The organism is Bacillus nakamurai (assembly GCF_001584325.1).
Taxonomy (GTDB): Bacteria; Bacillota; Bacilli; order Bacillales; family Bacillaceae; genus Bacillus; species Bacillus nakamurai.
Genome location: NZ_LSAZ01000011.1, coordinates 136,307 through 142,440, shown reverse-complemented (window position 1 = coordinate 142,440; position 6,134 = coordinate 136,307). Strand labels below are relative to the sequence as shown.

Here is a 6,134-nt window from a genome sequence, read left to right as displayed (position 1 = left end):
ATGATTAATGGTGATCACCGCGACAGACTGTTCAACCGCCATTGAAAGGCTGTTCATCCGTCAACCCCCTTTAGTTTTGATGAATCCCTGACACCAACAGTTCTAAAACTTTGTCTGACAAAGCCGGCAGATCATATTTCTGATCATTCATCACCCACGTTGTCACTGTTTCATCTATCGTCCCGAATATCATCTGCCGGGCGAGGCGGACGTCGAGATTGTCTTTCCATTCGCCCGACTTTATTCCTTCGGTCAAAATGGTGTCCAGCATGTTTAAATAGCCTTTTAAAATGTCATTGATTTTCAGGCGCAGCTTGATATTCGACTGTCTGAGCTCAAGCTGGGTCACAATCGCGAGGTGGCGGTCATTGCCGAGCAGTGAAAAGTGCTGTTTAATGACGAGAGCGAGTTTTTCCTTTGCCGTCGTTTTTTCTTTCACTTCTTCTTCCATGCGTTCAATGAACTGGCCCATCTTTTCTTTGAAGAGCGAAATGAGAATGTCTTCTTTATTTTTAAAATATAAATAGATGGTGCCGTCCGCTACGCCGGCCTGCTTGGCAATTTTGGACACCTGTGATTGGTGATAGCCGTTTTCCGCTATGACTTCTACTGCTGCATCAATAATCTGCATATACTTTGGCCGTTTTTGGTTCAATGTCATCGTTCCTTCCTTCGATAAATGAATGACTATTCATTCATAACTTCATGATAAAAAGGAATCGGTACTTTGTCAAGTTTTTCTTTTAAGGAATCTTGTTTTGGTGAGAAGCATCCTCCTCTTCCACTAAACGCCTTCTTAAAATTTTTCCGACGGCCGTTTTCGGAAGTTCCGCTCTGAATTCGTACAGTTTCGGCACTTTGTACGGCGCGAGGCGCTCTCTTGCGAACGAATCAAGCTCATCGGCATCTGCCTGTGCGCCTTTCTTCAAAACGATAAATGCTTTGACGGTTTCCCCCCTGTATGAATCGGGGACGCCCGCAACGACGATTTCCTGAACGGATTCGTGTTCATACAGAACCTCTTCAACCTCGCGGGGATAAATATTGTATCCGCCGGCAATAATGATGTCTTTTTTTCGGTCCGCGATATAGAAAAACCCCTCCTCATCCATGTATCCCATATCACCTGTAAACAGCCAGCCGTCACGGAGCACCCGCGCCGTTTCCTCCTGATTGTTCCAATACCCTTTCATCACTTGCGGGCCTTTTACGATCAGCTCTCCATGTTCATACGGACCGGCAAGCCCGCCTGTTTCTTCTGAGTAGATTCCGGCATCGGTATTAGGCCAAGGACAGCCGATACTGCCGGGCTTGTTTTTTCCCCAGATAAAGTTCGAGTGCGTGACAGGAGATGCTTCAGATAACCCGTAGCCTTCCACAAGTTTTCCCCCGGTAACCTTTTCAAACTTCTGCTTTACCTCGACCGGCAGCGCCGCTGAACCGCTCGGACAGCTTTTGATGGACGAGAGATCATATTTGTTCAGTTCAGGATGATGCAAAATGCCGATGTAAATCGTCGGCGCGCCCGGAAATACAGTCGGCTTCAGCCTGTCTATCGTTTTAAGGGTGTCCAATGGGTTAAATTTAGGAAGAAGAATCATTTCACAGCCCTGCATAATGGAAAAATTGAGCACGGCGGTTAATCCGTACACATGAAAAAAAGGCACGATCCCCAGCACCTTTTCGGCACCCTTTTTCATTTTATACATCCAGGCGGCACACATTTCTGTATTGGCTTGAATGTTCTGATGCGTAAGCATGACCCCTTTCGGATTGCCTGTTGTCCCGCCCGTATATTGAAGCACGGCGATATCATGCTCAGGATCAATCTCAAAAACGGGCGCATCTTCCGCTGTTTCGTCTTTTAAAATATCAGATAAGCTGTGAATTTGTTCGTGGCCGTCATAATCGATATGAACCTTTTGTTTTTGAGTAAGTGAGTACAGCATATTTTTCGGAAACGGCAAATAATCTTTTATACTGGTTGTGATAATCCGTTCTACAACTGACAGCGTTTTCATTTTTATCACCTTCGGAAACAGCATATCCAGGGTGATAATGACGCTTGGCGCGCTGTCTTTCAGCTGATATTCAAGCTCATGCTCAGTGTAGAGGGGGTTAGTCTGGACGACGATTCCGCCGGCAAACAATACGCCGTAAAAAGCGATGACCGATTGCGGACAATTGGGCAGCATGACGGCGGCTCTGTCTCCTTTTTTCAGTCCTTTTTTCCGCAAAAAGGCGGCAAGCTTTAAAGAATCTGTGAGAACGTCTTGGAATGTGAGTTTTTTTCCGAGAAAATAAATGGCGGTATGGTTCGGGAATTGGGCGGCGGAGTTTGTCAGATTGGATGGCAGGGTTTGATTGGTAAATTCAAGCTCATGCGGAATCTCATCCGGATATTCAGAAAGCCATTGCTTTTCAGACTGCATAAAACCTCTCCTTTCTGTTTTCATATACGCTATTATTATATCAGATGGCTGATCAAATTTGGAAAGTGTTTCATATGATTTTTCAGCTCAAGGAGTGGTGTGTTTGTTAGAAACATTGAGTATTGAGCCCGGCGTTCCCATTCTTCGCCAGCTTCCGAAGCCGTTTTCATCAGCAGCATTTCTGCTTCATCCCTTTGTCCGGATGCCCAGCGGCTGGGAGCAAAAAAAGCGAAAGCGGCCTTTTGAGCACATCTATCCGAGCGATGCGGAGATGCTTGCATCCGGCGTTCCTGTTTCATGGGAAACAGTGATGAACATTTGCGGTTTACGGTCTGAGAAAGAAACGGCTCTAGCCCTCATGTCCGTGACTAAGGCTTTACAGGATGAATACGCGAGACCAGAGTCAGCGGCGTTGTTAGACAGGCTTAATGACTGCCAGGACCTTTATTTTCCGATTGAGGATTACACTTCGGCCTTTCTGATTCCGAGTCTGCTGGATGTTTTCAGCTCCAAAGGGTCTGAGCGCTGCACTTATTTTGAGCCGATTGAACAGCACGGAATGTTTTCGCTTCATAAAGTGACGCCTCTGGAGGTATGTAATCTGCTGCAGCCTGAAATGGTGATTGCTGATGAACAGCGGAATGCTGCTTTTATGAGCGTGTATGATTCTTTTACCACACTATTTCTTATGAAGGACCAAGACATGGCAGGCATTGTCCGCGCCATGAATTGGGAAGCGGTCATTTGCAGGGAAACGACTTGCATCGACTGGTTTTATCAATGAAAAAGGCTGCCGATTTTGTATATTCGGCAGCCTTTCGTATTAAGACGTCAGTATCAGATAAATAAGTCCGATCAACAGAAAAATCCCTGCTGCCGACAGCAGCACTTTCGCAAGCTTCTCCATTTATACCGTCCCCTTAGATCCCGGCGGCCACCACAAATGACAGGCCGACTGAGATGACAAATGAAATAAAGCCGACAGCTCTGTTATCTTTTTCGATTTCTTTATCAATTTTAAAACGGGGGGTAAGAAATTCAAAGATAAAATAGCTGACCAACAGCATGATAAATCCGTATACACCCCAGCCGATCATTTGCATCAGCGAATTATGCTGGGCGATGCTGTGCTGAAAGACATTGGCGATTCCGAGGATTTTCCCCCCGGTCGCCATCGCAACCGCAAGATTGCCTTTTTGGATTTCTTCCCAGTTTTTGTAGGTTGTCACCAATTCGAATATGCTTAGAAAAACGACGAGGCACAAGACGGCCACACTGTAATAAGCCGCAATTTCAACAAGCTCATTTTCCCAAAATGCACTCATGACGTTTACTCCCTTTTTATTTTAGTTCGACAATCGTAATGCCTGATCCTCCTTCTCCCGCTTCACCGAACCGGGAGCTTTTGACGCTGCGGTGGTTTTTCAGAAGATCCTGCACGCCTTTTCGGAGGGCGCCCGTTCCTTTTCCGTGAATGATGGACACTCTCGGATAACCGGCAAGCACCGCATCATCTAAATATTTTTCCACACGGCTGAGCGCATTTTCGTAACGTTCTCCGCGCAGGTCGAGTTCAAGGGAAACATGATAGTCCTTCCCTTTGACGGCGGCGATTGTTTTTTCCTTTTTAGGTTCAGGGGATGATTTGAGAAATTCGAGATCTTTTTCCTTCACCTTCATTTTAAGAATGCCGATTTGGACATTCCATTCATTCGCTCCGGTTTTTTCAAGCAGCGTTCCTTTTTGCCCGAAGGTGAGCACCTTTACTTCGTCACCCGGCTTCAGCTCGCGTTTTTTCTCTGTTTTTCTTTCGGGCTGCTTTGATTTTTCAAAAGCAGGCATTGCGTCTCCGAGTCGTTTTTTAGCCTCAATCAGCTCGTGGTCTTTAAAGGATCTGTGTTCTTGTTTAATCGACCGGAGTTCATGAATGATTTGTTCAGCTTCTTTTGTGGCTGCCTCCAGCTTTTCTGCCGCTTTTTGTTCGGCTTCTTCCAGTAATTTGTCTTTTTGGGCGTTCAGCTCGATGATTTGCTGCTGAAGTTCTTTATGCAGCTTTTCAGCTTCTTTTCTGATCGACTCGGTTTCAGAAAGCTCTTCATCCGCTCTTTTTTTGCTTTGTTCCAGTGACGCGATCATCAAATCGACTTCATTGTGTTCGGCCGTCATTTCTGACTTCGCCTGGCCGATGACATGTTCCGGCAGTCCGAGACGCCTTGAAATTTCAAAGGCGTTACTTCGGCCCGGCACTCCGATTAAGAGCTTGTAAGTCGGCGAGAGCGTCTCAATGTCAAATTCAACGCTCGCGTTCATCACGCCTGTCCGGTTATATCCGTAAGCTTTCAGTTCCGGATAGTGGGTTGTCGCGAGGACTCTGGCGTTTGTCCGGTGAACTTCGTCAAGAATGCTCATCGCAAGCGCCGCTCCTTCCTGCGGGTCCGTTCCGGCGCCAAGCTCGTCAAACAGCACAAGGCTGTTTTCACTGACATCTTTTAAAATGCTTACGATATTTACCATGTGGGATGAGAAGGTGCTTAAGCTTTGTTCAATGGACTGTTCATCACCGATATCGGCAAAGACATTGTCAAACACAGCGGCTTCGGAGCCCTCGTCAGCCGGTATGTGCAAACCTGCCTGCGCCATGATCGTCAGCAGTCCGAGTGTTTTTAACGTGACGGTCTTACCGCCCGTATTCGGTCCTGTGATGACAATGGTTGTATAGTCTCCCCCAAGTTCGATATCATTGGCAACCACCTGCTCTTGAGGCAATAACGGATGCCGCGCTTTCTTCAGCCGGATGAAGCCTTCGCCGTTCATCAGCGGTTTTGTCGCCTTCATTGCTTTTGCGTATCTCGCTTTGGCAAAAATAAAATCAAGTGTTTGCAGCACTTCCACGTTTTGAACGAGTTCATGTGTATGTTCAGCCGTATGTTCTGTCAAAACCCGGAGAATCCGTTCAATTTCCTGTTTTTCTTTTACCTTCGCCTGCTGAAGCGAGTTATTCATATCAACGATCGCCTGCGGTTCAATGAACAGAGTTGCGCCGGAGGAAGAGGTGTCATGAACGATTCCTCCGTAGCTTGATCTGTATTCCTGTTTGACCGGAATAACAAAGCGGTCATTTCGGATCGTGACGATAGTATCAGACAGCATTTTTGAGGCGGAGGAAGAGCGGAGCATGGATTCAAGCCGGTCTCTGACTCTTGATTCAAGCGTACGCAGCTGCGTGCGGATTCCTCTTAATGCATCGGACGCATGGTCAAGCACTTCGCCGTGATCATCAATACAGGAGTTAATCTCCCGTTCCAAATCGCTTAACGTAATCAATTGCTCCGCATGCGCTTCAATCAGCGGAATGCCGACGCCGTCTTCCGTCATTTGGCTGATAAAATGCTTCATTTGTTTGACGGCATACAGCAGCCCGGAAATTTCGGTGAATTCCGAGGGGGTCAGCACACTGCCGATTTCCGCGCGCCGCAGAGCGGCTCTGATATCGGTCAGCCCGCCAAACGGGGCATGGCCTCTCAAGCGCATGACCGCCGATGCTTCTTCGACTTCATCCAGCTGTTTTTGGATTTCGGCCAGATCAGTCAAAGGTTTCAGCTGCAGAAGCATCTCTTTGCCGAGCGATGAAGCGGCATGCGCGGTAATTTGTTCTTTTACTTTATGAAATTCAAGTGATGATAACACTTTTTGCTGCACGGT

The 6,134-nt window shown here is 47.0% G+C and carries 5 protein-coding genes; 1 reads left to right on the top strand and 4 read right to left on the bottom strand.

Annotation, left to right across the window (positions count from 1 at the left end; all coding sequences use genetic code 11):
* Window positions 1–70 precede the first annotated feature (70 nt).
* Window positions 71–655 carry a TetR/AcrR family transcriptional regulator gene (locus tag AXI59_RS07330; RefSeq protein ID WP_061523149.1) on the bottom strand — a complete coding sequence of 195 codons (585 nt, stop codon included), beginning with the start codon at window positions 653–655 and terminating at the stop codon, window positions 71–73.
* A gap of 88 nt (window positions 656–743) precedes the next feature.
* Window positions 744–2,432, bottom strand: a complete 1,689-nt coding sequence (locus tag AXI59_RS07325) for an AMP-binding protein (RefSeq protein ID WP_061527775.1) — start codon at window positions 2,430–2,432, stop codon at window positions 744–746.
* Between the two features lie 97 nt (window positions 2,433–2,529).
* Between AXI59_RS07325 and AXI59_RS07320 the strand changes: the two genes are divergently transcribed.
* On the top strand, window positions 2,530–3,216 hold the full coding sequence (locus AXI59_RS07320) for a DUF2711 family protein (protein WP_240491493.1): 687 nt from the start codon (window positions 2,530–2,532) through the stop codon (window positions 3,214–3,216).
* Between the two features lie 136 nt (window positions 3,217–3,352).
* Here AXI59_RS07320 and AXI59_RS07315 read toward each other — a convergent pair whose 3' ends face one another.
* Both AXI59_RS07315 and AXI59_RS07310 read right to left on the bottom strand, forming a co-directional pair.
* On the bottom strand, window positions 3,353–3,757 hold the full coding sequence (locus AXI59_RS07315) for a DUF350 domain-containing protein (RefSeq protein ID WP_061523037.1): 405 nt from the start codon (window positions 3,755–3,757) through the stop codon (window positions 3,353–3,355).
* A 16-nt stretch (window positions 3,758–3,773) separates the two neighbouring features.
* On the bottom strand, window positions 3,774–6,131 hold the full coding sequence (locus AXI59_RS07310; protein WP_061527773.1) for an endonuclease MutS2: 2,358 nt from the start codon (window positions 6,129–6,131) through the stop codon (window positions 3,774–3,776).
* Between the last annotated feature and the right edge of the window lie 3 nt (window positions 6,132–6,134).